The organism is Sulfurimonas hydrogeniphila, from assembly GCF_009068765.1.
Taxonomy (GTDB): Bacteria; Campylobacterota; Campylobacteria; order Campylobacterales; family Sulfurimonadaceae; genus Sulfurimonas; species Sulfurimonas hydrogeniphila.
The window spans coordinates 1,894,415-1,919,780 of record NZ_CP035534.1; the positions used below are offsets into that span (position 1 = coordinate 1,894,415).

Consider the following 25,366-nt stretch of genomic DNA (forward strand, 5'->3'; position numbering starts at 1 on the left):
AGAAAAACTAAATTTTTTTCTGTAGTGCCGACTGTTACTGTTTTTCCTGGCACTCTCAGCCGGCAGTTCTCGGAACCGGTACTTCAGTCATAAGTATCTACACAACTTAAAACTCCATCTGCATAAAGTCATTGAGTTCTTTTTTAATGCTATGGAGTTCTTCAATATCATAAAGTTCAAGCATATCCATAGCAGAGAAGAAGTTCCATAAACCTGCTAACAGAGCCGGAGAGGTAGATATCTTCTTTCTTGCTACCAATCTCCCGCTTAATCGAACTAAAAACTTTCTAATTGCCAGCATGTTTTTACTATTTGTATGTTCAATTTCCCATACAAGCAAACAGGCATAAGAGGCAACAAACAAGCGTTTAAATATAGCCTGTGCACTCTCTTGCTGCCATTTTTCCAAATTAAACCCTGAGCTTTTTAACAGTTTAAAATACGTTTCTATATTCCATCTGTAATAATACCACAATCCTATCCTTGTTATATCAACATCTTTTGGAAGATTGCTTAACAGAAGCCAGGTAGCAACTGTATTGTTCTTCTCATCTATGAGTCTTTGGACTATAAATCTGTTTTTTATTGGCTTGCCTTTTACTTTTTGTTTTATTGTTTTACCTTGTGGCGTATCTGTCTTTTGATAGCTGTCTCTTGTTATAAGTATATCTACCGTATTAACATAAATTTTTACTTTTTTATTTTGATACTGTATAGTTTTTACATATTTGCCTTTATCCATTTTTTTGGACAACTCTTTTTGGGTAATATCTTCATCTTCATACCTGACTTTGACATTGTCTAATGCTCGTACTATATATAAATCCTCTTTTTGCAGTCCTCTGAAAAACCCCGCACTGTCTGCTTCTCTGTCAATTACATGTACAATTTTCTTTTGTATGTTGAGGGATTGATTGATATAAGCTATTCTTTGTGTTAATTCACCGAGATGGGTAAGATGACTCTTCATTGTAGGATTATAGCTTGAGAGCACTTTATCTTGTGTCTTTAGGTTCTGTACCAAGGGAAGGATTGGTTTGCCGCTGCTGCTCTCAATTGCAAGGGAACTTTGCAACTCATATCCTCTTGATGAAGCATTATTTACATTGCTTCTGCGTTTTCGTATACAATCTGTTTTTGCCGTATGGTTTTTATAATTTATGAGTGACCAGTCATGGGCTACAAGTATATATTCATCACTGCTTTTATTAATAGTTTTAATCCCTCTTGTAAGCATTGGCTCATTGAGTGACTCTATATCTACATGCTCATTATTGTAAAATCTCCAAGCACTTTGTGCTTGTGAAAATCCTTCAGTCTTTTGTAGCAGGTTTAATCCATTGGTACTGTGTTGTTTATGATTCATATGACTTTTTACCAGTCTCATATATCTTTTTTTTTAAACGCTCTTCCATTGCATAAACTCTCTTGTTTTTTAAAATCTTATGCAATATCTATTCCGCTTTCTTTGCTTTTTTGAGTTGTGTAGATACTTATGACTTCAGTGCCGGCTGAGAGTGGCAGGACTATTGCAACAGCCGGCACTGAAGTCATAAGTATCTACACAACTTAAAACTCCATCTGCATAAAGTCATTGAGTTCTTTTTTAATGCTATGGAGTTCTTCAATATCATAAAGTTCAAGCATATCCATAGCAGAGAAGAAGTTCCATAAACCTGCTAACAGAGCCGGAGAGGTAGATATCTTCTTTCTTGCTACCAATCTCCCGCTTAATCGAACTAAAAACTTTCTAATTGCCAGCATGTTTTTACTATTTGTATGTTCAATTTCCCATACAAGCAAACAGGCATAAGAGGCAACAAACAAGCGTTTAAATATAGCCTGTGCACTCTCTTGCTGCCATTTTTCCAAATTAAACCCTGAGCTTTTTAACAGTTTAAAATACGTTTCTATATTCCATCTGTAATAATACCACAATCCTATCCTTGTTATATCCACGGTAATTCAAGTTTAATAACCAGTTAAATAAACTAGAACAAAATTTGCTTACTCCTATAAAAATTAGGAGGAGCAGATGCAAGTATTATTGGAAGAGTTTAGACAACTACCAGATTATAGAAAAAATAAAGTGCGATACACACATCCAGGAGAGATATTATTTTTATCACTTTTGGCTCTCCTTTCAGGTGCCGGGAGCTATGAAGATATTGCAACATGGATGAAAGAGAGAAAAAGAGAACTCTCTAAATTTTTGGGTCGTGCTTTTAAAGCTCCGGCATATACAACAATAAGAAATACATTTTTGGGAATTGATACACAAGCAGTAGAGAAGATGCAACAAAAATGGATTCATCAACTTTCAAATACTCCAAAAGATTCACAAACATTGACAATAGTTGCAACAGATGGGAAAACCATGAGAGGTTCTGCAAATAAAGAGATGAGTGAGAAAGCCAGACATATAGTTTCGCTCTTTCTAACAGAATCTAAACTTACATTGGCACAAGCCCAGGTACAAGAGAAAACAAACGAGATTCCCGCACTTGTTGAACTATTAGATGCTTTAAACCTCACAAATTGTGTGATTACCATGGATGCTATGCATACTCAAAAAAAACATTGAATAAAATAGTAAAGTGTGGACATGATTATATTGCACAGGTAAAATCGAATCAGAAAGAGCTTTTAAAATGGGTAATATTCAATACCTCTCTTGAAGATGCTAAGCCAATAGATACTTATGCCCATTATGAGCATAACACTCATGGGAGATATGAAGAGAGGGTTTGTGAAGTCTATGATGACCTCTATCAAATCAAAAAGAGTTGGTTATCTGTAAAAAGGGTTGTAAAGATTACAGCAACAACACTATCGTATGGAAAACATACGACAGAGTATCATTACTATATTTCAAGTCTTGATGTAGATGCAAAAACTTTTGCACATATTATCAGGAGCCATTGGAAAATTGAGAACTCTTTACACTATGTAAAAGATGTCAGTTTCGATGAGGATAGCTCAAGAGTTCGCACAGGTCAAGCACCTTTAATCTCTACAATGTTAAGAAGTCTTGCCATAAATATCATGAATATTAACAAAATCTCCAATATTAAAAAAGCCAGAAAGGTTTTTGGATGGAGTCCTCATAAGCTTTTCAGTCTTAGTAGTAGACTTGGGTGAGTATTAAACTTGAATTACCGTGCAACATCTTTTGGAAGATTGCTTAACAGAAGCCAGGTAGCAACTGTATTGTTCTTCTCATCTATGAGTCTTTGGACTATAAATCTGTTTTTTATTGGCTTGCCTTTTACTTTTTGTTTTATTGTTTTACCTTGTGGCGTATCTGTCTTTTGATAGCTGTCTCTTGTTATAAGTATATCTACCGTATTAACATAAATTTTTACTTTTTTATTTTGATACTGTATAGTTTTTACATATTTGCCTTTATCCATTTTTTTGGACAACTCTTTTTGGGTAATATCTTCATCTTCATACCTGACTTTGACATTGTCTAATGCTCGTACTATATATAAATCCTCTTTTTGCAGTCCTCTGAAAAACCCCGCACTGTCTGCTTCTCTGTCAATTACATGTACAATTTTCTTTTGTATGTTGAGGGATTGATTGATATAAGCTATTCTTTGTGTTAATTCACCGAGATGGGTAAGATGACTCTTCATTGTAGGATTATAGCTTGAGAGCACTTTATCTTGTGTCTTTAGGTTCTGTACCAAGGGAAGGATTGGTTTGCCGCTGCTGCTCTCAATTGCAAGGGAACTTTGCAACTCATATCCTCTTGATGAAGCATTATTTACATTGCTTCTGCGTTTTCGTATACAATCTGTTTTTGCCGTATGGTTTTTATAATTTATGAGTGACCAGTCATGGGCTACAAGTATATATTCATCACTGCTTTTATTAATAGTTTTAATCCCTCTTGTAAGCATTGGCTCATTGAGTGACTCTATATCTACATGCTCATTATTGTAAAATCTCCAAGCACTTTGTGCTTGTGAAAATCCTTCAGTCTTTTGTAGCAGGTTTAATCCATTGGTACTGTGTTGTTTATGATTCATATGACTTTTTACCAGTCTCATATATCTTTTTTTTTAAACGCTCTTCCATTGCATAAACTCTCTTGTTTTTTAAAATCTTATGCAATATCTATTCCGCTTTCTTTGCTTTTTTGAGTTGTGTAGATACTTATGACTTCAGTACCGGTTCCAAAAAAGATGCCTGGCTTTAAAAATCAGAACTTGGAGTGCTGCAGTTTTCTTTTCCGTTTGGTGTGCTTTCACTTGCGTCAAATCCGATGGTTACACCGCTTCTTTGCACCAGGTCTCTTGCATCCTCGATATCTTCATCTTCGTCTTCCACAGGTCTTACAGTACTGTGAATGATGATTTTGTCACCGTAATCTACAGCCTGAAAAAAGTGTTTCATGCAAAACTCTTGATTCATACGACACTCTAACACTCTTGCCTTGTTGATCATGTCTTCTCTTGAATCAAATGTCATATTGTTTTCAAACCCGCTTTTTTTAAAGCAACTGCATTCTTTGTCAATTTCTATTGTATACATTAATATTTCCTTTGTATAGAGTAATCTCTGTTTATATCACTTTGCGCTTAAAAGTATGGTTAAGAAAACATACTATTAAAACTCTTTTATAACTTTAAAATCACCTGATTCATACGAATATACCTTCTTCGCTTTTTTGTCAATGATAACAGGTCGTATCCACTCATTTAAAATAAACTCTTTGGCCACCGAATTTTCAACCGCCTTGCCCACTGCTTCCAAAGGGGCTTCCATGTAGGTGAGCAGTCTTACCGGTTCGTGATAGGCTTTACCCTCCAGCATAACAGATTGCGTAGGAAGTCCTATTTTAAGGTCACCGTAATTACCGTTAAAAACCCCGACTTTGGCAACAATATTGTGGTAGACTTTGGAACCTGCTCCATAAACGGCATTGTCTACCGTAGAAAAATAGTGTTCCATGTTGATCCACTCACCTACAATAAGAGGTCCGTTGAAAATTTTTGTCAGAATATCCGCATTTTCATTATCCAAAGAAGCCTCATACGAGTGCATAAAGAGTCTGTTTTTAAATGCCATATGTTTTATAGAACTTCTTGGACCGGCAAAAACACCCATATTTCCTGCCAATCCCCACTCCGGCCTTGGTTCTGACCAGTCCATTGATTTTACAATGATATCTTCCTGGGTATTTGTATACGGCAACTGGGTGATTCTCTCCTGGCGCGAAATTTTTGAAGCTTCTTCAAAATCCTTCATAACTTTTGTAAATTTTGTCATCTCTTCTTGCGTTAGGATATCTGTATCATAAAACTTTATCTCATCTGTACTCGTTACATGTAAAGCCGGCATAAACTTGACATCATCCGGAATGACAATCCCTTTTTGGGCAATGGCCTCTCTTACATCTTGCGAGTTGGCTATCATACAAAGAGCTCTGTTGTTTGGCAAACTGCTGCTCCCGCCACATGCGCCACAGTCAAGTGCCGACTCAAACGGATTGTTGTCCGAAACACTTTGGTGTCCACAGAGAATGACGAACTCGGCAAAATTATCCACTTGGCCTATCATCATTAAAAAACTGTACAGATATTCTACTTTCTCTTCAAGAGTAAATCCGACCATTTTGAGTTTGTTCTTCTGATACTCATAATCTTTTCGTGTTATTTTATACTTTGTGCGCAGTTTTTCCAGCAACTCTTTTGGAATATCCAGTGACAACTCTTCTTCAAAAACCAAATGATCGCGAATGGCCTGAATCTCTTCTGCCGTGTACTCCTGCGATGCACTGTTTTTCAAAGCTTCTACAATCACATATCTGTGCATTTTATTGACATACATTTCTATCTCTTGATCTGAGAGTTTGTTCAGAGTATATGTGGTTTTAGGTTTTTGTGCCTTAAAGCCGGACAAAAACCTGTTTGTTTTTCTTGGAGAAAATGTTTTTCCAAAAAGGTTTATTCCGAAGATCCAGCCGATTGCCTCTACCATTATATAAGGAGTATAAGGATTGTTTTTCAGATCACTTAAAACTTTTTTCGTAGTTTTGTTCATAATTTTTTTCGAACTGTACTCTTCATGCGCTTCTTTTGGCAGTTCAAATATAATATTGCCGGGTTTTACCACCGCCGGACATAAAAACTGTTCATGCGCCTTGTCAAACTCCACAAAGGCAATAGGAAAACCTAAAAAACCTCCTGCCCCGTATGTTACATAACTGCCTCTGCTCTCAAGAGACCTTCTCATCAGTTCCGAACGTACGTCCAGACAAAATGTGGCAGAAGCCAGAGGTCTCTGCCCATTAGCTGTTTGAGTCAGTTTCATCTCATCAATAAAAGTATGAATATAGCTGTCTTCAAGAGACTTCAGCCAGATATATCCCTCATGGGAGCGTAATGTCTCCATGATTTTTGCCAACTCTGTCAAGGCAATCTCTTTATTGTTCAGCTGGGCACTTGAGAGGTGCACCTGCTTGGCATCCAGTTTGAGTTCATCCTGCACATAATTTTCCAAAATCTGCTCATAATTTTGATGCTCCTGTATAGCATCTATATATTTGCCGGGCAGATCCCCTTTTGCCTGCAGTATTTTCAAAATGACGCAGGCACTGTTTTTTTGCACAAAAGAGTCCAGCAGTTCAAAGTTCTTGATTTGTCTGTGCTGAAGGTAGGCAAGCTCAAAATAGAGTCTGATAGCCATATAGTCCATCAGTGATGACGGATACTCCTGCTGTGAAAAATAGTCAGGATCCTCGGAACGGTACTTTATAAACCCTGCCCATCCGTGCAGTTTTAAAATATGCGCCAGTAGATACTGCTCAACATTTTTCACTTTCAGCTTTTGAAGGGTCTCATTTACAAAAGATTCGGAATCCTTGGCATAGTCAAAGTTTTCATACAGTTTGAATGTTTCAAACATTCCCAGTTCTCTGTTTGGCATAGTGATGGTTGTCTGTTCTTCATCCAAAAACCTGGTGATATACTCAATAATATCTTTTTCTATCATCTCTTTGTCATCACGATCAAAAAGAATATCATTGATCTCATAGAGTGTCATATGCTTTGTCAGTTTTTCTATCCACTTTTCTTTATTGTGATAGAAAAACTTTTCATCAAGATATGCCAACAGATCTTCATCAATTTCATGTTCGTTTAAATCTGCAGTGCTTCTAAGACTGTTCCATTTCGGATTGACTTCTATCAGACATTTTTTTGCCAGATCATAATGTTCTTGCAATCCGTCACTTTTGAGTATCTCTTTTAAGTTTGCTTCGAGCAAATCAGAATTGATTTTGCCTTCTTTGTAAAGATTCAGATAATACGACGGCTGCATGTAAACATTCCCGCCAAAGATACTCTGCGCCTTGGCCACTCCCTCTTTAAAATGGAGATGTTCAAAACCTTTTAAAGGGTTGTGATGAATAAATGCACCGATTGGCCAGTAATGGGGTACCGTTGATTTGACAGCATCAAGTTTTTGCATGATTGTACTCATAAAAGCAGCTCCTTCAGTCCATATATACTCAGTCCGAGTAAGACTATAACAACAGATAAATGCAACAGTTTTTCTCTAAAAGTTAAATCCACATAGTGAATATTTAAATTCGGCTTTCCAAAAAGTGACTTTTCCATAACTCTCATAGCCAAGAAAAAGTTTCCTATAAAAAGCGTTATAACAACTATAGACCAAAGCCCAAACGGTTCCCCCGTAAAGAGATAATTCAAAAAAAAGAGCGAATTGGGAAAGGGAGGATAGAGAGCTATACAAAGCAGATACACAGTGATATAGATGCTCAGATAAGGTGTGGCAAGTGTTATACCTCTTACGGCAAGATAATTTGCACTGCCGTAATTTTTTTCATAAAACCTTCCTATAAAATAGATCCCAAGAAGAGAAACCAGCAAAGAGAGACTGTAAAAGGCTCCCTTGTCTTCAAAAAGCATAAAAAACGGAGCATTTATAAAAACAAAATAGTATCCGAGTTTATAAAAATTTGTTGTTTTTGTAGCCCTGTATATAGTATACAATGCACTGAAAAAAGATATCATGACAAGTGAAGTCGGATGTTCATTTACTATAAAAAAAGAGAGAACAATTGCACATAAAAGCAAAAATCCGCTCAATAAAAAGATACCTTTACTGCCAATCTTCTTGCTTTTTTCCAGGAAAATATAATAAGGAAATCCTGCAGCCAATACAAATAATAAAATACTAGATATCATAGTCTCCCTTTTTTAGAACGCTTAAATATTTCAAAATAGAACCCTTCTTTTGCCAGCAGTTTGTAAAAAAGCCACTTCATTTTATTTGGTTTTATGTCGGCATTCGGAATTTCCACAAAATGCTGTTTATACATAAAGAGCCAGCCAATGGTCATAATGACAGCCAGCATAACCATGGAACTTGCCATCGTCACATTCAGTGTTGCCGCTTTGTAAAAGAGTAAGGCATCCTCACCATATAAAAAATGCTCAAGTGTCAGACCGATAAACTCATAGGTAAACAAAATCAGAACAAATGTACTGACAAGTGCCAGAATGACTTGTATCGAGTCAGATTTTGACACTTTAAAGAATGACAGGAAAAGCTGAGTTCCTGTCAACCAGGCAAAGGCCAGTATAACAATAGCCGCATTAAATTCAAAGAACTCTTCGCTCAATACCATTTTCACACCTATAAAAGCCAGAACAGGCAAAATGGTAAAAATTGCAATAAGATAAAAGAGTCTGTTGCTCCTGTTGCCTGTTTTATCCTCCCAAAATACTTTATAGGAGAGGCGTTCGGGTATATTAGGATCATGCCGGGCATATTTGATCAAAGCGCCTGATTCCAGGAAAAGTGTTGCCTTGAATATACCATGCACAATAAGATGATAGATGGCAAGTGAAAATGCACCCAAACCGATTTCCATGATCATATACCCCATCTGTCCTACGGTAGAGTATCCAAGAGAACGCTTGATATCTGAAACTACCAGCATTAAAGCCGATGCAAATATTGCCGTAAAAAGGCCTACGCCAAAAGCGATATTAAGCACACCCGGAGTCAGCATCAACAGGTAAGCAAGCTTGTTGAGCAGTATACCGCCAACATTGACAACACCGGCATGCATCAATCCCGATACCGGAGTTGGTGCTTCTGAAGTGTAAGGCAGCCAGATATGAAACGGCACTATTGCCGATTTCATCATCGCGGCAATCAAGAAAAGCAGTCCTATAACAAAGATCACAGGATCTTCAACCGGACCCTTGGACATAAGAAGCCACTTTTCGCTCAATGTTGCAAGGTCCAGACTCTGAAATGTTTTATAGGTCAGTATCACGGCCAGTAAAAAAACCAGATCGGCACCTTTATGTATGTACATAGTCCATCTTGCATTTTTTACAGCTGTTTTTGAACCGACATTAAATGAAACAAGCAAATACAGACCGATACTCATCAGTTGCCATGCCAGAGCCAAAACAATCAGATTGTTACTCATAACCAGTAAATATATTGACGCAAAAATAAAGTTCAAAAGAATGAAAAATCTTTTATACCCTGCTTCGTCCCACATGTATTTCGTAGCATATTTACGAATGACAAGACCAAGAATTGCAACATAGGGTACCAAAACAGCTGAAAGCTGATTATATATAAGCAATCCGCCAAATCCCGTGATTTGTGTATCATTACTTATGACATAATACGCTCCGTACAGTCCGAGCAAGGCTATCATACTCGACAAAATAAGACTGATTTTCGGAATAAACTCTTTTTTCTTCACAAAAATCAGCAAAAATGCTATTACAATAGGAATACCCGGAATGAGCAGTATAATTTTTTCCATTAAAACTCCTGTTTTCTAATGCAGATATTTAGCTCGCCGGTGTATCAATAGCACTAAAAGCGTCTAAATCAATATCATTCGATCTTTTTTTGTTTTTCACTATAGTCTTTTGCAGAGCATCCAAATCTCTTTCACCTGTACGGATACGTTCAACCTCCAACACAGGCACGACCCAGATTTTTCCTGCACCGTGATCTATATCCTGTGCATTTGCACGAATAGCCTCCATTGCTTTGTCTTTATATATCTTGTTGGGAACTATAACAATAACCATTACCTTTTCTGTCAATTCGGTTTCTGTACCGTCCCAGCAACCTTTTCCTAATACTCTTGTTACAGTAACACCCTGTATTCCCTCATCTTCTAAGCCATGCAACACATCATTAAGTGCTGACGGATCTATAATACTATTAACCTGAACCATATGGAACCCCTTTTTGTTTATATGGCAGCAATTTAAACATTATAACTTTTAAGCTCGGCTAAAAATAGAATCAGTCACAGATTACTACAGCTAATATTTAGGTTAAATCTCACTATACAGCCATTTGAGATAATCTGGCTATCCTAAGTGCTACATATTGTAACACCAATATATCCTCAATGCTTCAAAAAGTAGCATAAGACCCGGCAAAACAACTTATTTGTGCAGGTTTATTGTTTTACAAAAAATATTTATCTCATAAATTAAAGAGAATTTAAAGGACTTTCCAAGTAAACTCCCAACTGAAAACATAAAATGTTGCTGATAAAAAGTATATTTCTATATTTTTTGATGCCGCAAAATTGATAAAGATACTTAGAATTGATTGAATTTTCAATAGACTGGTATTTTATGTTTAAGTCATTTATAGGAGAAAAAATGTATTATGTAGCAAAAGTTAATGCTGACATGTGTGCAGAGTACAAGTGTAATACATGTACTCTGTATTGCCCGGAAGCAAATACACTCATGTTCGATAAAAGCGGAAATACATCTTGGGTTGATGTAGACAGATGTAAAGGGTGTGCATTATGTGTATACGTATGTACTGATATGCTCAATCGTGATTGTATTACGATGGAAATGCCTAACGTTGAAGCAGTCTAAGTCTAAGTTTTAGATTTAAGTAAAAAATAGAGTAAAATAAAAAAATCATAGGAGAACTTATGGCAAACCAAGGTCCTGCGTATTATTCACCATATCCTGCGGCTACGTATGAAGGTGTAATAACACCACCAGAAGGAAAAGCACTTTTATTAGAAGATGTGGTAGATGAAGAAACGGCAATGAGAGAAATTGCAAAACAGATGTTGACAAAAGAAAATGCAACAATTTTCCCCGGTCCACAAGTACTTTACGCATGGAGCGATGAAGCAAAAAGAAAAGCAACTCTTATCAAAGAGATGGCAGAAGTTCTGAATGCGAACATGATTCCAATGTATGACTACAGACCAAAATATCCAAAAATTGATGCTGAAGTTGAGATCAATCCAAATCATCCAAACTTGACGATTTGGGAAAACAAAATCAAAGCAGCAATTTTTATCGGTGTTCACTGTCATTATGCAAATGTTGCATTAAAGATTGTTAGAGCAGAAACAGACTGTTACACTATAGCAATGTGTGCTTTATCCGGACATGAAGATGCAATGGCTACTATTAGAGACCAACATGCTTCTGATCTTGAAAAGTTCATCAAAATAGCTAAAGAAGTTAAATCAGAGTTGGGAGTATAAAACAATGAGTAAACGAAGTGATATGACAAACACACACAACTGGTCTGGACAAAAATTAGTTTCAACAGACTATTTGCTTTTCGAAGCTCCTAGAGAGAAACACTTCATGACTGGTTCTGAAGTTTTAAAAGAAGCAATGAAAAGATGTACGGTAGATGCCTCGGTATCCTACCCAATTACACCGCAGTCAGAAGCAGCACACCTTATCGGTGAATTATGGGCTGAAGGGTATGTCGGTACTTATTTTAGAGGGGAAAACGAATTTGGTGTAATGTCTGAAGTTGCAGGCTGTGCAATGGCAGGCGCCAGAACAGTGACAACAACTTCCGGACCGGGAACACTCAGAGCGATGGAAAACTTTCCTCAGTGGTCTGGAACAAGAATCCCCTGTCAACTGGTTTTAATGGCCCGTGGTATTAACTCGCCACTGACTATTCAACCTGACAACCTGGAAGTTTCTTTTATGCTTGAAACCGGATGTATGATTTGGTATGCTGAAAATGTTCAAGAACTTTTCGATATGTCAATTGCAGCATTTACAGTAGCTGAAAAGCCTGATGTACATGTTCCGATTATTACAGTTGTTGACGGTTTCTTTGTATCACATACAAGAGAGGCAGTTATGCTTCCGGCTGATGATATAGCATTAGAGCCGTATGATCCGTACAGAGCACCGTTGCCTCCGATTGATTCTGAAACACCTCCGGGACGTTTCTTAAGAGATCCTTTTGTAATGAAGTCTAACTATATTTCGTATGCAACACACGCTTCTTGGCAGTGGGAAGTACGATCAGCGGTAGAGCGTTCACGCCCTTATGCAGAGCATTACTTGAAAGGTCTTATTCACATTACCGGTGAAGAAGATGCAGAAATTGCATTCGTTACATGCGGAACGGCATCAAACCAGGCAAAAGAAGCACACAGAGAGCTTATGAAACTTGGTATCAAAACAAAAGTTATCAAGCTAAGAACAATCAGACCTTTCCCTGCGAAAGAACTTCTTGCAGCTGTTGAAGGTATCAAACACATATTTGTACCTGAATTCAATGTTGTCGGATGGCTGGAAAAAGAAGTAAGAAAAGAACTTTACAACAAGTGTGAAGCAGACATTGTCGGCGGACCGAGAGTCGCTGGTGGTATGAGTATGCCTGCTGAAGCAATTATTGCGGAAGTAATGGAAAAAATCAACCCGGGAAAAGGAGCATAAGATGGCATTAGATATCTATAAAATAAATCCAGAATTTCGTGATATTATGCCTCAAGAGATTATAGATCTTGAGGAAAAAGCTACATGGTCAGTTAATAGAGACACACCACGTGGTATCAAAGAACTTCCTGACACAAAAGAGTTGCTTGAAGAGCATTCACTCTGTGCCGGTTGTCCTGAAGCGGCTGCTCTGAGATATGTATTATCTGCACTGCCAAAACCGGAAGATACTATTATTGTAAACTCTACGGGTTGTACATCTTTAATGTTCCCGCATATCGCGCTTCATACTGTGCACTCACTTTTTGGTAACCAAAATGCGGTTGCATCAGGAATCAAAAGAGTGCTTGACTGGAGATTTCCGGATATTGAGAAAGATGTTGTTGTTTTAGCCGGAGACGGTGCTACTGTTGATATCGGTCTTGACTATACACTTCAGTCTTTCTTTAGACAGGAAAATATCACTACTATCTGTTTTGATAATGAAGTCTATGCAAATACCGGTGGACAGGAGTCTGGTGCTACAGCCAAAGGACAGGTCTTTAAAATGGCGCCTCTTGGTAAAAAGTTTGACAAAGTTCCTATGTGGGAATTGGCAACAACTTCAGGATGTCACTACTCTGTAAACATGACCGCTTCTGCTCCAAAAGCAGTTGCCAAAGCAGTCAGAGAAGCGATCTTGGTTGCAAGAGAAATCGGACCGACTTTCCTTAATATTTACACACCGTGTATTCTTGAAATCGGTTTAAGTGCAAATGAAGGCCTTGGTGAGATGAAAGATCAGGATAAAGACAGATTTGCATCGTACAAATATGTTTCACCTGAAGCAGAAGAGTTTTTGAAAAAATGTAAAGAAGAAGGGCGTATATAATGGCAAAAGATTCAATAAAAATCAGAATGCCTGGCCTTGGCGGCCAAGGCGCGGTAACAGCAGCACACATTGCTGCTACAGCTGCAGATACAGAAGGTTACTATGCTGTATCAAATCCGTTTTTTGGTGCTGAAAAGAGAATGGCACCATCTGAAAGTTATGCAAGAATAGGGACAGTGCCTATTTATGACAGAGGGGAAGTTATTTACCCTGATATCATTATGATTTTTCACCCGCAGGTTATTACTATGGGTAAATCATACACAATGCCTTTTTATGCCGGTATCAAAGAAAACGGCCTTGTAATCATCAACAGTGACAGAGATCTTTTAACTGATGATGATAAAAAAACATTGAGTGATTTGAATGTAAAAGTGCTTACAAAAGACTTTACTCAGTTTGCTATTGATATGGCGGGAACTGAACTTGCAACAAACATGGCAATGCTGGGAGCTCTTTTTGGAGCTTTGGGCACTGTAAGCAAGCCGGCTATTGAAGAGGGAATCAAAGACAGATTCCTGAAAAAATATACGGCTTCCGGCGGTACGGCTACACTTGACTCGGTTATTGAGAAAAAGTTCAAGAAAAAGAAAGAACTTATTCAAAAAAATCTCAATACTGCTTCAGCAGCATTTGACTTGACAGTTGATTGGTGTAAAGAAGTCGGATTTGAACAGATTTTAGAATCTCCAAGAAAATAGTCATAATGTAACTACTGTTATTCAACACAGTAGTTACTTTTTCCAAAATATACTATAATACTCCAGAACAATTTGTTCTATACAAACATAACTCCATATCATTAAAGGAAGATCCCATCATACAGTCATTTATAATTACAGGATTTTTAGGTGTTGGTAAAACTACCATGCTTACAAATACTGTCAAAAAATATTTTAAAGATAAGAAAATAGCAATAGTTGTCAATGAATTTGGTGATGTAGGAGTTGACAGTAAGATTCTTACAAATGTACACAGTGAGGTGCTTGAAATTTCCGAAGGGTGTATTTGCTGCAAATTAGCCCAGGAATTTGAAAGCGGTGTTACTGAAATTATCAGCAAATACAGTCCTGACATAATTTTTGTAGAAACCTCCGGTGCATCAGAACCTTTTCCGATTTTCCTCTCTTTGCAGAACCTCGGTATATCAATAGAGGGCATTATATGTGTTGTCGATGCAAAAAACTTTGATACATACAAAGAGAACTCTACCGCAAAGTACCAGTTGGGCGGTTCAAATATTATCATACTCAATAAAGTCGATTTGGTAACACCTGCACAGCTTGAAGAAGTAAAAAAAGAGGTTATACAGATTAAAGAAGAGTATAACATTAAAAACAATCTCACAGGAGAGACGGTATTTAATAACTATATAATTCATTATGCCCAGCAGGGTCTGGTAAACAAAGAGGTATTTGAAGGCGTTTATAAAATAGATGAAGTCATCGGCCTGGCAAAAGACTACAAGCATCTTGATCATACCGGCAAAGACTCTATCACCCAAAAAGTAGCCTATCTCAAAGACAATGTAACATTTAATGATATAGACCAGCTCCTCAGTGCCCTTCCAAAGAGTATCTACAGGACAAAAGGTATTTTAAAAGTGACTGATGTCGCCAATCCTATATTTATCAATTATTCCTTTGGTGATGCCAGCTATGAAGAGTTACCGGAGTATAAAGAAAAATCACTCTTAATCTTTATCGGTGAGAGCATAGAAGATGATATAAAACTACTCAGTCAAAAATTTCCTTTTTTAGTTCTTCCCCAATTCAGTATAAATAAGTAATTTATACTGTGTAAATTCTACACACCTTTCTCTATGCTCTCTCTCCAAACTCCCTGCAGATACTAAAATTCCAATAGCGTCTACAGGGGAAATAGGCGAAAAAGTTACAGAATTTTTCCAAAAAATTAATCTTAATAAATTAAATAATTTTTTTATGTTTACTTTAAGAATAATAGTAAAGAGAAATTATATCCTCTGTATCCTCCTATATGAGGATCTCTGTTTTCCCTGCTTATTTGGAATCCTTATCTTATAAATAATAATATAAAATGCTAATAATAATAATTCGCAAATTCAACTAGATGAAGGAAGATAGTCTTAAGATTAAAATATAGTTACTAAGCTTAACTGCGTGTTAGGGCATTTCGATGTAATTTATCGAAACTTTTTCGTATTCGTACTAAATAAGGAGGTAACAATGTTAAAAAAAGTAACAGAAGGTCCGGCTGGGTATATGCCTCAATCGGCACCATATATGGGAGTTGAACTTGCACCTGAAGGGCAGGCTTTGCTTTATGGAAATAAAGTAAGTGAAGAAGAGGCTATGAGAGATGCAGCAAGAGCATTGCTGACTCGAGATAACCCGACAATTTTCCCTGGTCCACAAGTATTATGGGACTGGAAAGATGATGTAGCTGCAAAAGCAGAAGCGCTTTTAGAGCTGGCGTCTGAAATTCCAAACTGTAAAATTATTCCAATGCCGGATTACAGACCAAAGTATCCAAAAATCGATGTGAAGGCGGAGATTAATCCTAATCACCCTAACCTGACGATTTTGGATAACAAGATCAAAGCGTGTGTTTTTGTCGGTGTACACTGTCACTATGCAAATCTTACTCTTAGAATGATACGTGCAGGTACTGACTGCTACACTGTAGCATTATGTGCCTATATGGGTCATGAAGAGGCTATGGCATCAATCAGAGACCTTCATGCAGACGATATTCACAAATTTAAAGAAATTGTGATTGAAGAAAGAAACAAACTAGGCATTGAGTGGGAAACTACTTTACCACCTGAAAATCCATCTTTACCTAAAGAAGATTTGACTACATTATCACCTGCTGATTATGGTGAGTACAGAAGTCTCATCATGACAAGAAAAGGTGAACATGTTACTGAAGTTGAATAAAGGAGATAATCAATGAGTCCAAATCCAGAAAAAAAATTAGAAAAAACATTAGTAGATATTAACTATCTGTTAAAAGAAGCTCCGAGAGAAAAGCACTTTATCACAGGTGCGCAGGCAATGGCAGAAGCTGTTAAAAGAGCAAGTGTTGATATGGCAATCGCCTACCCTATTACACCACAGTCAGAGGTAATGCACCTTGTAGGTGACATATATGCGCAAGGCCACATTAAAGAGTACTACAGAGCTGAAGAAGAGCTTGGTACCATGTCTGCTATTGCAGGTGCTGCAAGAGCGGGTGTACGTCTTTTTACAGCTACTTCAGGACCGGGACTGCTTCGCGGTTTGGAAGCTATTGTTTCTTGGCCAGGTCACCGTGTTCCGGCTGTCCTTGGAATATTGACACGTGTTATCAATGCACCGTTGTCTATTCAGCCTGATAATATCGAAATGGCATATATGATGCATTGTGGTGCCGTAATGTTACATGCTGAAAACCAGCAGGACACATTTGACTTCACTTTGGCAGCATTTGCTATTGCTGAAAAAGTTGATGTATACATTCCTGTTGCAGTAGCTACTGAAGGTTTCTTCGTAACACATGCAAAAGGTTATGTTGACATGACTCCGGAAGATATGGCACTGACTGAATTTGATCCGGTAGCTGCACCGGTTCCTGCGATGGACAATGAAACTCCACCTGCAAGAATCCAGCGTGATGCTCCTGTTCAAAAGTCAAACTTTATGTCTTACCTGATTCATGCTGTATGGCAACAGGAAATCTGGGATTCAAACAAACGTGCAATGAAATATATCTATGAATATCTTGGCGGACCGATTGAAGTGAAAAATCCTGAGTCTGAAGTATTCCTTATCGCTTCGGGTTGTGCAGCTGCACAGGCAAGAGAAGCATGGAGATATGCACAGGAAGCAGGTTTAAGCGTTGGTTTAATCAAAGTAAGAGCTATCAGACCGTTCCCGATTGATGAAATCAGAGATACAGTTAAAAATGCTAAATCTATCATCGTCCCTGAACACAATATTATCGGCTGGTTATGTAAAGAAGTAAAAGCGGCGATTCCAAATGGCGGAATTGTTACAGAGGGACCAAGAGTATACGGTGGTATGACACTTCCGGTTGAGTTGATTATGAAAGAAATTCATAACTCACTTGGCTTAGAATACGACCTAAAACTATAAAAAGGAGATAAAATGAGTTTAAAATATATAACTCCGGCAGAGAGATTTAAAAAATATCTACCAAAAGATTATGTAGAGCTAGTTGACTACGGTCCGTTTGGAAAAACACAAGAAGAAGCCGGACCAGGTAATATGGGGCAGTTTAAAGAGCTCGTTGAAGAGCATCCGATGTGTTCTGGTTGTTGGATGGCATACTATATCAGACTGATTTTTGCTTCACTTCCAAATCCGGAAGATACAGTAACACTGGGTACAGCAGGTTGTGGCCGTTTGGCTATTTCTCAGGCTGCGGTACCGTTTATCTATGGTAACTACGGTGACCAAAATGCTATGGCATCAGGATTGACACGTGCGTTCAGATTACGTTTCCCTGATAAAACAAAAGATGTTATTACTATTGCCGGTGACGGTGGTACTATGGATATCGGTTTCTCAATGACTATGCACTCATGGATTCGTGGCGAAAAATTCACGACTATCATGCTTGACAATGAAGTTTATGGAAATACAGGCGGACAATCTTCTGGAATGTCTCCACAAGGTGCTGTTCTTAAAATGGCTCCAAAAGGAAAAGATTTCGGTAAAATGCCGGCAACAGAGCTTGCCAGAGCAGCCGGTTGTGTCTATACTGTAAGAATGTCTCCGACAAACATCAAAAAAGCGGCTAAGATTATCAGACGTGCAATCTTTGTTGCAAGAGAAGTCGGACCGACATTTATTCATGCATATACATCATGTAATATCGAATATTCAATTCCTACGCATGAAGTGTTTGCTGATGCAAAAGCACAGGAAAAAGATCGTTTTACATTTGAAGAATACATGACTGATGAAGCAAAAGAAGTCATCGAACGTGTAGAAGCTGAAGAAAAAGCAGCAAGAATGGCAAGAAAAGCTCAAAAAACAGAGGCGGTAAATTAATATGGCTGATAAAACAAGAAAAAAAAGATATAACATACGTATTTCCGGATTAGGTGGACAAGGTGTTGTAACTACTGCTCACATCCTTGGTTCAACAATGGATAATGCAGGTCAATATGCATCTTTGGTACCGTTTTTTGGTTCTGAAAAAAGAATGGCACCTGTTGAGGCTTATGTAAGAGCTTCAACAGAGCCGATTTATGAAGTTGGTGAAGTTGTATATCCTGATATTATCATGATTTACCACTCACAGGTTGTAACACACGGTAAGTCTTATACAATGCCGTTTTATACAGGTCTTAAGCCTGACAGTTTGATTATCATCAACTCTGAAGTAAATGTACTTGATGAAGATGATGTAAAAGTTTTAAAAGACTTAAGAGCTACTGTTGTTCAGTTTGATGCAACAAAACTTGCACTTGATACGGCAGGAACAGAACTGGCAACAAATATGGCAATGATGGGTATGATGCTTGGACTTATAAACCTTGTCAGTATTGAAAACATTGAAACAGCGGTAAAAGAGAGATTCCTGGGAACATCATTTGTATCTTCAGGCGGTACAGCTATGCTTGACTCTGCAATAGAGAAAAAGTTTAAGAAAAAAGAAGAGTTACTCCAAAAAAATATGGATGTAATCAGCAAGACTTTTGAAATGGCAAATTCTATTGATTTGGATACTGCTGATTTAATTATTAAGTTCGACATATAAAAGGATAATAAATGTATTATGTAGCAAAAGTTAATTCTGACATGTGTGCCGAGTACAAGTGTAATACCTGTACTTTGTATTGCCCGGAAGCCAATACACTCATGTTTGATAAAAGCGGAAATACATCTTGGGTTGATGTAGACAGATGTAAAGGGTGTGCATTATGTGTGTACGTATGTACTGATATGCTCAATCGTGATTGTATTACGATGGAAATGCCTAACGTCGAAGCAGTATAATTTCTGTATATATAGGTCATCCTTTAGGGATGGCTTATACCCTCTTAAAATTTAAAAAATCTTTTATTATTTATCCAATTCCTTATAAAAAGTTACTTTTAGACAATAATGTTAAAATAATATAATTAAAAATCAAAAGGACCATAGTGGAAGTCTCAGTAAAAAAAATCGATGATATTAACTTTATCTTGAGTGGTACGATCGAAAACAATATAATAGAAAACAAAGTGGCAGAATTTAAAGAAAAATTAACACAAAAGACAAATAACGATACGTCAAAAAGTGAAAATATTGAGCAGGAAGCAGCAGGCGAAGTTTTCAAAGAATTCATCAATACCGGCATCAAAAAAGCAAATATAGACATAGATACTATTTTGGGACAACCACTCCTGAAAAAATATGAACAGCAGGAGAACAATGTCTACTTCGAGGTCGCGCTCTCTACAAGTCCTCAAATCAATACAGATATAGACTATAACGATATCATCCCCGACTTCACAAAGCCAAAAGCCGATCCTGCAGCAGTGGAGGCCAAACTTCAGGAGTTTGCACAACAGCAGGCTCCCTTTACCAAAATAGACAAACCGCGGGCAGTAAAAGCAGGTGATGTTGCTGTCATCGACTTTGCCGGTTCTATTGATGGAAAACCGTTTGAAGGCGGCAGTGCCGAAAAATTCAACCTGAAAATCGGATCCCAGTCATTTATTCCGGGTTTTGAAGAACAGATAATAGGAATGGAGTATGGCGAGGAGAGAACCATTACCGTTACCTTTCCGGCAGATTATCAGGCAGAAGATCTCGCAGGGAAAGAGACTAAATTTGATGTCAAACTTCATGAAATTCAACAGCAGGAAGCCCAAACACCCGATGATGCTTTTGCCCAAAAAATTCTAAGCGATCCCTCGGCAACACTTGACACACTCAAAGAAAAATTTGCAGACCAGATTATATCCGAAGAACTTTCACAACTGTATATGCAGGAGCTTAAGCCAAAAATAATAAATGCTTTAAATGAAAAATTTGATTTCACACTGCCTGAGAATATCGTCGAGCAGGAGATAGATGCAAAAGTGCGCGAAAAAACAAAAAGCTACACAGAAGAAGAGCATAAACAGTTCCTTGAAGACAAAGAGAAATTTCTTCAGCTAAGAGAATCTGTACGTGAAGATGCCAAAAGAGTTGTAAAAACTGCCCTTATCGTTGAAGCTTTGGCAAAAAAAGAAGGAATAGATGTTCATATACAGGAAGTGCATGCCGCACTTGGCTATCAGGCAATGATGACAGGCCAGGATGCCCAGGAACTTGTAAAGTACTATGAAGAGAACAATCTTATGACATCTGCAAAAATGGGTCTTACCGAAGATAAACTTTTTGGAAAACTCCTGGGGTTTCATAATCAGTAAAGATCCAATGATTCAAAAAATCTGGGACTGGGCTGATAAAAACAATATATCCGATTTAGAGTGGATAGCGCATGATTCCTATCTCAAAGGTGGCTATTTCAGAGGACTTCCGAGAGACAAAGAATCATTGCTCGGACTGCAGGAGCTCAATCTTCTTGGCAGTCAGCTTTCAGACTTGCCGCCGGAAATAGCCTGTCTTAAGAATTTAAAAAAACTTTATATGCTGGGAAACCGGTTGAGGAAACTGCCCCCGGAGACAGGCCTTCTGACACAGCTTGAAGAACTTTATCTTGCAGGGAATCAATTGGAAGAACTGCCAAAAGAGATAGGGTCTTTAAAAAATCTGAAACTGCTTCTTTTGCAGGAAAACAGACTCTCAGGCATACCAAAAGAGATCGCTTCGCTCAAAAATTTAAAAACATTGGAACTGGGCGCAAATCAGCTTTCATCCCTTCCTGCTGAAATCGGACAATTGACAAATTTAACCAAGCTGACTTTCTGGAAGAATCGGCTGAGTACCCTGCCTGACGAGATTGAAAATCTGCTAAACCTGGAAGAGCTGGACTTCACTTACAACAGGCTTTCATTAACCCAAGGGCATGCCCTGTGGCTGGACAGGCTTATGCAAAAAGGCTGTTGTGTTTCTATATAAACAGGTGACTCTTGTCAGGATTTTTTTCCTGATATTTGACAATATACGAACATTGCGCCACAGCTTTTTTATTCTCTTTTTCTATCTCTTTGAGCACATCTTCAAGCAAAGCTTTTGCAAGACCTTTTCCCGCCAGTTCTTGCGGTACAATAGTATGTGTCAAGTGCATCTTGCCATCCTGATCATCATATGTTATATAAGCCACATGTCCGTCTATATGGTATTCGTATCTGCACTCATCTGGATTGTGAATTAAAGTATTTGACATCTCTTTTCCTTTTTTTTCTATAATTTTATCATGCTAAATTTAAAAAGAAACTACCCTGTCAATTACATAAATTTCACAACCTTTATATAAGCCTAAGAAATGAAGATGTTTTCTTCTTTAACTTCAAATTACTGTAGTTTTATCTAAAATACAAAAAAAATTATTGTGAGGTACTGATTATATGGCTACTCAAGAAACAAAACGGTATATGGAAATGCAAATGCAGGAGCTTAAAGAAGCCTGTGCCGCAAATGAAGAAGAAAAAAATCCTGCTCCAAAAAAAGCAAACAACAATAGGGACAAAAATGCTGAAATTGCAAAACTCTATGAAGATGCAGCCGAGTATGAAGAAGATTTAAAAGGCTTTCAAGAAGAACTTGAAATAGTCAATGCAAATGAATTTAAAGATATTCCCGACTTGTTAAAAGAAAAATTCTCAACACAGGAGAGAGACTATGCACAGGAGATAAGAACTCTTTTGGAAGCTACATGGGCACACTATGTAAATGTGGAAAAAACACATCCTCAGGAGCAGCTTGATATTATAAAAACAACTGCGTTACATGAAATTGTCACAGCACTTGCCAAAGCCTACCCTGATTATGAAGGTGATTTTGAGTCAGATATCAAAGAGATACTTGTCAAGAGATGGGAAATGCTCATAGCAATCAAAAAAGAGCATATCAAAGAAGAGATAGCAGAAATCAAAATATTAGGTCTTAAGCCGAATTATGTCCAAAGAATCTATAAACAGTTTCATGGCATAGAATAAGAAAATATGATGTAAGAGCAGTTTTTCGTTTTTTACACACTTTTGTCATGTTTCACAAAAAGAGTTCTCATATCTGCATGGATACTGTTAACTTTGCTATAATTATTCTATAGACGATATTATTTCAGGAGAATTTGTTATGGACGCAGTAACGAAAGAAAAATTAGAGAAAGTTGTTACACTGGTAAACAAAGCGATGGTAGATCCGGATATAGATATTGATTATTGTATACCCGGTGTTGAAACAACGGTAAAAGAGTGTGATGTATCAGAAACCCCTTTTGTATTAGTTACCTATGTTTTGGGTGATTACAACAAACATACACGTAAAATTCATTTGGATGCAACCTTATTGCGGGAAACACCCGAGGAGATCGCCAACAGAATAACATTTTCCATTGAAGAGTTCAAAGGTGAAATAGATTCTGTAGAGATGGGCTGATGCCCTCTCTGTTTTTTATTTTACAGTAAAAGGAATTTCATCCAGTGAAAAATCTTTTAATTTGGAAGTTATCCATTCATACTCTTGAGAATTTTCATTGACATAAAAATAAAGTGCTCCGCCGTCTTCGTCATTTTGGACAAGAATATTACTCTCGTTTTGCAACTCCCAGGCAGCCAAGCCTTCATATTGTGTGAACTCTTTTGCAAGCACATAGCTTTGCAGTGTTATTCCCTTTTCCAGTGAATAAAAAAGAAATCTTTTCGAAGCGATATCTGAAACTTTGACAGGAACAGATGCATTTAAATTAAATATTTTATACTCAAAAGCATCCAATAATTCGGACAAAAACTCTTGACTCCATGCCATAACTTTTTTCATACATTGAGAAGTTTCAGGATCTAAATTGTCTCTGTCCAAATAAAATGTATTATAATCCTTACAGATATTACTGTATTCAATGCCAATGCCTATTTTTTTCAAACTAAACTTCTTTTACCACTTTTACATCATTTCCGACTGCAATTCCGCCGTATTCAAGAGGCGTTACAAAAAGACCGCGTTTTCCTTTTATCAGTGCAGGAAGTTCAGGAGCGAATGCATACAGATACCGGTAATCTTCACACGGCCCGTTAACTTCAAAAAGCATCTCGCCGATCTCTATTATCGAACCTTTGTTGAGATGATACAGGTCAACATCCACGTAAATATCTTCCATTAAAAGTCCTCTTTCAAACACAAGTTCTGCATCTTCTATGATGTCATAACTTTTTTTTGAAACCAAAACCATTGGCTTCACTTCACCGTTGTCATAGTCTCTGCTCCCAACAATTCCGTTCTCATCGCAATCAAAGTCTTCACATTTCATACGATGCCCCGCACGCATCATATCAGGCATCGTCACAAACAACGATAATACTTTTCCCTCTGTCATTTCTTATCCTTCATATCATTATAAAATTTTAATGATAGTAACATAATTTGTCTGTAGCCTTATTACTAATTTTAATTAGATAAATAAAATAATAATAGATAAATTCTCTACTGCGTGCTGTAAATAAGTATATATCCGACCAAAAGCCCGCCAAAAGTTCCTATCAAATACCCCATTATTGCCATCAGTACACCTATACTTACAAGTGCTTTGTTGTAAGTTGCCGCAAGAATTGGTGCCGAAGCCACACCGCCTATGTTTGCCAGAGAGGCAACTGAGATACTGAATAAATCGAGCTTGAATATTTTTGCCCCTGCCACCATTATCAATGCATGCACAAGCAAGACGGCAAAACCGGCAAAAACATACATGCCAAGACCACTGAAGCTTTCTATGACAGCACGAGAACCTATCAGTGCTATTAAAATATAGAGCATGGTTGTTGCCACTTCGTTTGAACCGTTTATAAACCGTAATTTTGTAAAAGAGCCGAGCACCCCTAAGAGTGTGGAAAAAACAACAATACTTGTCGTTGTATTGAGTATCACCAATTTTTCGGCTATTATCTGAGAAAACAGAGATGCTCCGAGTGCCAGAAGAATTAGGAGCCAGTATCTTTTAGCACCCACAGAACAGGCACAACCGATTTTATCCAGATAGGCAAGTTTTTCTTCACTCTTTGTAAACCTGTTGAATATTTTTGCAAAAGGGACCAAAAAAAGCAAGAGCATCACCCATACAGTATAATTGACACTGTCCACAACAAGAGCATAGGCAAAGGCATCTTCACTTACATGTAAAGCACTTCCGACAGCGATCATATTTGCCGTACCTCCCATCCAACTCCCTGCGAGTGCGCCAAATGCTGCTGCTGTTTCTTTGTCAAACCCAAACAAATATGCAACGACTATAAAGGCAAAAGCAATGGAAAAAACAGCTAAAACATAAGCGATTAAAAGCGATTTTCTGAGCTTGAAAAAATGCTTAAAATCCACTTCCAGAAGCATCAAAAAAAGCATTGCCGGCAGCAGATTCGTTTTTGTCAGTCTGTAGACAGCTGTAATCTCCTGATTTTGCGCAAACACTCCCGAAGAGGCAAGCAGCATAGAAAAAGCATATATCAGCACAACAACAGGAATATACTCGAAAAATTTGTGTTTTGTTTTGATTTGTGCAAAGCTGAGTGCTGTTACAAGTAAAGCAAGTGTAAAAAGATATATCAAAGGAGAGTCAATCAAAGCTTTAACCTACTTTTTCATTAGTATATCATATAATAGCG

25 protein-coding genes and 1 pseudogene are annotated in these 25,366 nt (G+C 37.5%); 14 read left to right on the top strand and 12 right to left on the bottom strand.

All coding sequences use genetic code 11. The annotated features are described in order from the left end of the window. Positions 1–106 precede the first annotated feature (106 nt). Together ETP70_RS09955 and ETP70_RS09960 are read right to left on the bottom strand one after the other, a co-directional pair. Positions 107–1,366 carry a transposase gene (locus ETP70_RS09955; protein ID WP_188109950.1) on the bottom strand — a complete coding sequence of 420 codons (1,260 nt, stop codon included), beginning with the start codon at positions 1,364–1,366 and terminating at the stop codon, positions 107–109. A 203-nt stretch (positions 1,367–1,569) separates the two neighbouring features. Continuing rightward, positions 1,570–1,959 (bottom strand): hypothetical protein, encoded by a 390-nt coding sequence (locus ETP70_RS09960; RefSeq protein WP_151900975.1) that lies wholly within the window; start codon positions 1,957–1,959, stop codon positions 1,570–1,572. Between the two features lie 76 nt (positions 1,960–2,035). On the opposite strand from ETP70_RS09960, the pseudogene ETP70_RS12610 reads away from it, so the two are divergent. Beyond that, positions 2,036–3,141: pseudogene (locus ETP70_RS12610) on the top strand (ISAs1 family transposase). 14 nt (positions 3,142–3,155) lie between these two features. Here ETP70_RS12610 and ETP70_RS09975 read toward each other — a convergent pair. From ETP70_RS09975 to ETP70_RS10000, 6 genes are all read right to left on the bottom strand, one after another. Then, positions 3,156–4,037 (bottom strand): hypothetical protein, encoded by an 882-nt coding sequence (locus ETP70_RS09975; RefSeq protein WP_151899462.1) that lies wholly within the window; start codon positions 4,035–4,037, stop codon positions 3,156–3,158. A 166-nt stretch (positions 4,038–4,203) separates the two neighbouring features. Then, on the bottom strand, positions 4,204–4,542 hold the full coding sequence (locus ETP70_RS09980) for a hypothetical protein (RefSeq protein ID WP_151901036.1): 339 nt from the start codon (positions 4,540–4,542) through the stop codon (positions 4,204–4,206). 75 nt (positions 4,543–4,617) lie between these two features. Beyond that, on the bottom strand, positions 4,618–7,494 hold the full coding sequence (locus ETP70_RS09985) for a putative inorganic carbon transporter subunit DabA (RefSeq protein ID WP_151901037.1): 2,877 nt from the start codon (positions 7,492–7,494) through the stop codon (positions 4,618–4,620). Further along, positions 7,491–8,222: a hypothetical protein gene (locus ETP70_RS09990; protein WP_151901038.1), complete on the bottom strand. Its 732-nt coding sequence runs from the start codon at positions 8,220–8,222 to the stop codon at positions 7,491–7,493. The genes ETP70_RS09985 and ETP70_RS09990 overlap by 4 nt, the downstream gene beginning before the upstream one ends. Then, the gene (locus ETP70_RS09995; protein ID WP_151901039.1) at positions 8,219–9,829 is read right to left on the bottom strand and encodes a proton-conducting transporter transmembrane domain-containing protein; all 1,611 of its coding nucleotides are present in this window, start codon (positions 9,827–9,829) and stop codon (positions 8,219–8,221) included. The genes ETP70_RS09990 and ETP70_RS09995 overlap by 4 nt, the downstream gene beginning before the upstream one ends. Positions 9,830–9,857: 28 nt before the next feature. Next, positions 9,858–10,253 carry a P-II family nitrogen regulator gene (locus ETP70_RS10000; RefSeq protein WP_151901041.1) on the bottom strand — a complete coding sequence of 132 codons (396 nt, stop codon included), beginning with the start codon at positions 10,251–10,253 and terminating at the stop codon, positions 9,858–9,860. A 725-nt stretch (positions 10,254–10,978) separates the two neighbouring features. Between ETP70_RS10000 and ETP70_RS10010 the strand changes: the two genes are divergently transcribed. The 11 genes from ETP70_RS10010 to ETP70_RS10065 all read left to right on the top strand — a co-directional run bounded on the left by ETP70_RS10010 (position 10,979) and on the right by ETP70_RS10065 (position 21,671). Then, positions 10,979–11,548, top strand: coding sequence for a carbon monoxide dehydrogenase beta subunit family protein (locus tag ETP70_RS10010; RefSeq protein ID WP_151901043.1), 570 nt, complete (start codon positions 10,979–10,981; stop codon positions 11,546–11,548). Between the two features lie 4 nt (positions 11,549–11,552). Continuing rightward, complete coding sequence (locus tag ETP70_RS10015; RefSeq protein WP_151901045.1) at positions 11,553–12,755, top strand: transketolase C-terminal domain-containing protein; 1,203 nt, start codon at positions 11,553–11,555, stop codon at positions 12,753–12,755. A 1-nt stretch (position 12,756) separates the two neighbouring features. Next, entirely contained in the window at positions 12,757–13,626 is an 870-nt protein-coding gene (locus ETP70_RS10020) for a thiamine pyrophosphate-dependent enzyme (RefSeq protein ID WP_151901046.1), read from the top strand. After that, positions 13,626–14,327, top strand: a complete 702-nt coding sequence (locus tag ETP70_RS10025; protein WP_151901047.1) for a 2-oxoacid:ferredoxin oxidoreductase subunit gamma family protein — start codon at positions 13,626–13,628, stop codon at positions 14,325–14,327. The genes ETP70_RS10020 and ETP70_RS10025 overlap by 1 nt, the downstream gene beginning before the upstream one ends. Before the next feature lie 167 nt (positions 14,328–14,494). Next, positions 14,495–15,415: a GTP-binding protein gene (locus ETP70_RS10030; protein WP_230973263.1), complete on the top strand. Its 921-nt coding sequence runs from the start codon at positions 14,495–14,497 to the stop codon at positions 15,413–15,415. A gap of 418 nt (positions 15,416–15,833) precedes the next feature. Next, a complete protein-coding gene (locus ETP70_RS10035; RefSeq protein ID WP_151901049.1) occupies positions 15,834–16,547 on the top strand; it encodes a carbon monoxide dehydrogenase beta subunit family protein in 714 nt (237 codons plus the stop codon). 12 nt (positions 16,548–16,559) lie between these two features. Next, complete coding sequence (locus ETP70_RS10040) at positions 16,560–17,744, top strand: transketolase C-terminal domain-containing protein (protein ID WP_151901050.1); 1,185 nt, start codon at positions 16,560–16,562, stop codon at positions 17,742–17,744. Positions 17,745–17,756: 12 nt separating this feature from the next. Further along, a complete protein-coding gene (locus ETP70_RS10045; RefSeq protein WP_151901051.1) occupies positions 17,757–18,665 on the top strand; it encodes a thiamine pyrophosphate-dependent enzyme in 909 nt (302 codons plus the stop codon). 1 nt (position 18,666) lies between these two features. Continuing rightward, complete coding sequence (locus tag ETP70_RS10050; RefSeq protein ID WP_151901052.1) at positions 18,667–19,377, top strand: 2-oxoacid:ferredoxin oxidoreductase subunit gamma family protein; 711 nt, start codon at positions 18,667–18,669, stop codon at positions 19,375–19,377. Between the two features lie 385 nt (positions 19,378–19,762). Further along, positions 19,763–21,019 (top strand): trigger factor, encoded by a 1,257-nt coding sequence (tig, locus tag ETP70_RS10060; RefSeq protein WP_151901054.1) that lies wholly within the window; start codon positions 19,763–19,765, stop codon positions 21,017–21,019. 7 nt (positions 21,020–21,026) lie between these two features. After that, positions 21,027–21,671, top strand: coding sequence for a leucine-rich repeat domain-containing protein (locus ETP70_RS10065; RefSeq protein ID WP_151901055.1), 645 nt, complete (start codon positions 21,027–21,029; stop codon positions 21,669–21,671). On the opposite strand, the gene ETP70_RS10070 is transcribed toward ETP70_RS10065, so the two are convergent. Beyond that, positions 21,664–21,939 (bottom strand): GNAT family N-acetyltransferase, encoded by a 276-nt coding sequence (locus ETP70_RS10070; protein WP_151901056.1) that lies wholly within the window; start codon positions 21,937–21,939, stop codon positions 21,664–21,666. The two genes, ETP70_RS10065 and ETP70_RS10070, sit on opposite strands and share 8 nt — an antisense overlap. 181 nt (positions 21,940–22,120) lie before the next feature. Between ETP70_RS10070 and ETP70_RS10075 the strand changes: the two genes are divergently transcribed. After that, positions 22,121–22,711: a hypothetical protein gene (locus tag ETP70_RS10075; protein ID WP_151901057.1), complete on the top strand. Its 591-nt coding sequence runs from the start codon at positions 22,121–22,123 to the stop codon at positions 22,709–22,711. Positions 22,712–22,850: 139 nt separating this feature from the next. Continuing rightward, positions 22,851–23,153: a hypothetical protein gene (locus ETP70_RS10080; RefSeq protein ID WP_151901058.1), complete on the top strand. Its 303-nt coding sequence runs from the start codon at positions 22,851–22,853 to the stop codon at positions 23,151–23,153. A gap of 15 nt (positions 23,154–23,168) precedes the next feature. Here ETP70_RS10080 and ETP70_RS10085 read toward each other — a convergent pair whose 3' ends face one another. The 3 genes from ETP70_RS10085 to ETP70_RS10095 all read right to left on the bottom strand — a co-directional run bounded on the left by ETP70_RS10085 (position 23,169) and on the right by ETP70_RS10095 (position 25,325). Beyond that, positions 23,169–23,534, bottom strand: coding sequence for a hypothetical protein (locus tag ETP70_RS10085; protein WP_188109984.1), 366 nt, complete (start codon positions 23,532–23,534; stop codon positions 23,169–23,171). A 103-nt stretch (positions 23,535–23,637) separates the two neighbouring features. Next, positions 23,638–24,087, bottom strand: a complete 450-nt coding sequence (locus ETP70_RS10090; protein WP_151901060.1) for an MOSC domain-containing protein — start codon at positions 24,085–24,087, stop codon at positions 23,638–23,640. Between the two features lie 107 nt (positions 24,088–24,194). Next, on the bottom strand, positions 24,195–25,325 hold the full coding sequence (locus ETP70_RS10095) for a DUF819 family protein (protein WP_151901061.1): 1,131 nt from the start codon (positions 25,323–25,325) through the stop codon (positions 24,195–24,197). Positions 25,326–25,366 lie beyond the last annotated feature (41 nt).